The sequence below is a fragment of the Acidovorax sp. GW835-FHT14B10 genome (assembly GCF_058793725.1).
Window position 1 is genome coordinate 2,501 of sequence record NZ_JBXAGC010000059.1, and the last position, 3,133, is coordinate 5,633.

The window sequence follows — 3,133 nt, forward strand, 5'->3', positions numbered from 1 at the left end:
GGATGCCTTGGCGATTACAGGCGACGAAAGACGTGATAGCCTGCGAAAAGCTTCGGGGAGCTGGCAAATAAGCATTGATCCGGAGATATCTGAATGGGGAAACCCACCTCGCAAGAGGTATCGCATACTGAATACATAGGTATGCGAGGCGAACCGGGTGAACTGAAACATCTCAGTAGCTCGAGGAAAAGACATCAACCGAGATTCCGAAAGTAGTGGCGAGCGAAATCGGAAGAGCCTTCCAGTGATAGTCAGACTGTTAGCAAAACGGAATGGAAAGTCCGGCCATAGCAGGTGATAGCCCTGTATGCGAAAACAGACTGGTGGTACTAAGCTGGAGAAAAGTAGGGCGGGACACGAGAAATCCTGTCTGAATATGGGGGGACCATCCTCCAAGGCTAAATACTCGTAATCGACCGATAGTGAACCAGTACCGTGAGGGAAAGGCGAAAAGAACCCCGGGAGGGGAGTGAAATAGATCCTGAAACCGCATGCTTACAAAAAGTAGGAGCCCGCAAGGGTGACTGCGTACCTTTTGTATAATGGGTCAGCGACTTACATTCAGTGGCAAGGTTAACCGAATAGGGAAGCCGTAGAGAAATCGAGTCCGAATAGGGCGAATCAGTCGCTGGGTGTAGACCCGAAACCAAGTGATCTATCCATGGCCAGGATGAAGGTGCCGTAACAGGTACTGGAGGTCCGAACCCACTAGTGTTGCAAAACTAGGGGATGAGCTGTGGATAGGGGTGAAAGGCTAAACAAACTTGGAAATAGCTGGTTCTCTCCGAAAACTATTTAGGTAGTGCCTCAAGTATTACCTGCGGGGGTAGAGCACTGTTTAGGCTAGGGGGTCATGGCGACTTACCAAACCTATGCAAACTCCGAATACCGCAGAGTACAGCTTGGGAGACAGAGCACCGGGTGCTAACGTCCGGACTCAAGAGGGAAACAACCCAGACCGCCAGCTAAGGTCCCTAAAATTGGCTAAGTGGGAAACGAAGTGGGAAGGCTAAAACAGTCAGGATGTTGGCTTAGAAGCAGCCATCATTTAAAGAAAGCGTAATAGCTCACTGATCGAGTCGTCCTGCGCGGAAGATGTAACGGGGCTAAGCCAGTTACCGAAGCTGCGGATGTGCAATTTATTGCACGTGGTAGGAGAGCGTTCTGTAGGCCTGTGAAGGTGTCTGGTAACGGATGCTGGAGGTATCAGAAGTGCGAATGCTGACATGAGTAGCGTTAAAGGGGGTGAAAAGCCCCCTCGCCGTAAGCGCAAGGTTTTCTACGCAACGTTCATCGGCGTAGAGTGAGTCGGCCCCTAAGGCGAGGCAGAGATGCGTAGCTGATGGGAAACAGGTCAATATTCCTGTACCGATCAATAGTGCGATGTGGGGACGGAGAAGGTTAGCTCAGCCAACTGTTGGATATGTTGGTTCAAGCCTGTAGTCGTGCCCGGTAGGCAAATCCGCCGGGCTTAGATGAGGGGTGATAACGAGGCTGCTTGCAGCCGAAGTGAGTGATACCCTGCTTCCAGGAAAAGCCACTAAGCTTCAGCTATTGACGACCGTACCGCAAACCGACACTGGTGCGCGAGATGAGTATTCTAAGGCGCTTGAGAGAACTCAGGAGAAGGAACTCGGCAAATTGATACCGTAACTTCGGGAGAAGGTATGCCCCAAGTAGGTGAACTCGTACAGAGGGAGCCCAAAGGGGTTGCAAAAAATCGGTGGCTGCGACTGTTTAATAAAAACACAGCACTCTGCAAACACGAAAGTGGACGTATAGGGTGTGACGCCTGCCCGGTGCTGGAAGATTAAATGATGGGGTGCAAGCTCTTGATTGAAGTCCCAGTAAACGGCGGCCGTAACTATAACGGTCCTAAGGTAGCGAAATTCCTTGTCGGGTAAGTTCCGACCTGCACGAATGGCGTAACGATGGCCACACTGTCTCCTCCTGAGACTCAGCGAAGTTGAAATGTTTGTGATGATGCAATCTCCCCGCGGAAAGACGGAAAGACCCCATGAACCTTTACTGTAGCTTTGTATTGGACTTTGAACAGATCTGTGTAGGATAGGTGGGAGGCTTTGAAGTGAGGTCGCTAGATCTCATGGAGCCAACGTTGAAATACCACCCTGGTGTGTTTGAGGTTCTAACCCAGGTCCATTATCTGGATCGGGGACAGTGCATGGTAGGCAGTTTGACTGGGGCGGTCTCCTCCCAAAGCGTAACGGAGGAGTTCGAAGGTACGCTAGTTACGGTCGGACATCGTGACGATAGTGCAATGGCATAAGCGTGCTTAACTGCGAGACTGACAAGTCGAGCAGATGCGAAAGCAGGACATAGTGATCCGGTGGTTCTGTATGGAAGGGCCATCGCTCAACGGATAAAAGGTACTCTGGGGATAACAGGCTGATACCGCCCAAGAGTTCATATCGACGGCGGTGTTTGGCACCTCGATGTCGGCTCATCTCATCCTGGGGCTGTAGCCGGTCCCAAGGGTATGGCTGTTCGCCATTTAAAGAGGTACGTGAGCTGGGTTTAAAACGTCGTGAGACAGTTTGGTCCCTATCTTCCGTGGGCGCTGCAGATTTGAGGAAGCCTGCTCCTAGTACGAGAGGACCGGAGTGGACACACCTCTGGTGTATCGGTTGTCACGCCAGTGGCATTGCCGAGTAGCTAAGTGTGGAAGAGATAACCGCTGAAAGCATCTAAGCGGGAAACTCGTTTCAAGATGAGATCTGCCGGGGCCTTGAGCCCCCTGAAGAGTCGTTCAAGACCAGGACGTTGATAGGCTGGGTGTGGAAGCGCAGTAATGCGTTAAGCTAACCAGTACTAATTGCTCGTGCGGCTTGACCCTATAACTTTGATAGCCAACACGCAGGCATGGATGCCGTGTGAAAAGCTCAAAGATTGTTATGCCAAGTTAGACGCAGTCAAAACACAAAACCTGATTCCAAACTCTATGAATTCGTTGGGCTGCTCCACGAGCAGCTCGACACCAAGTTATGCCTGATGACCATAGCAAGTTGGTACCACTCCTTCCCATCCCGAACAGGACAGTGAAACGACTTTGCGCCGATGATAGTGCGGGTTCCCGTGTGAAAGTAGGTCATCGTCAGGCTCTTACAGCCCAGAA

At 51.3% G+C, this 3,133-nt stretch carries 2 rRNA genes (1 of these 2 only partly in view); both read left to right on the forward strand.

Annotated elements, in window-relative coordinates:
• A 23S ribosomal RNA gene (locus AC1Q5S_RS22055) occupies positions 1-2,854 on the forward strand (it extends 25 nt beyond the left edge of the window).
• A gap of 151 nt (positions 2,855-3,005) precedes the next feature.
• A 5S ribosomal RNA gene (rrf, locus tag AC1Q5S_RS22060) occupies positions 3,006-3,118 on the forward strand.
• Positions 3,119-3,133: the final 15 nt, after the last annotated feature.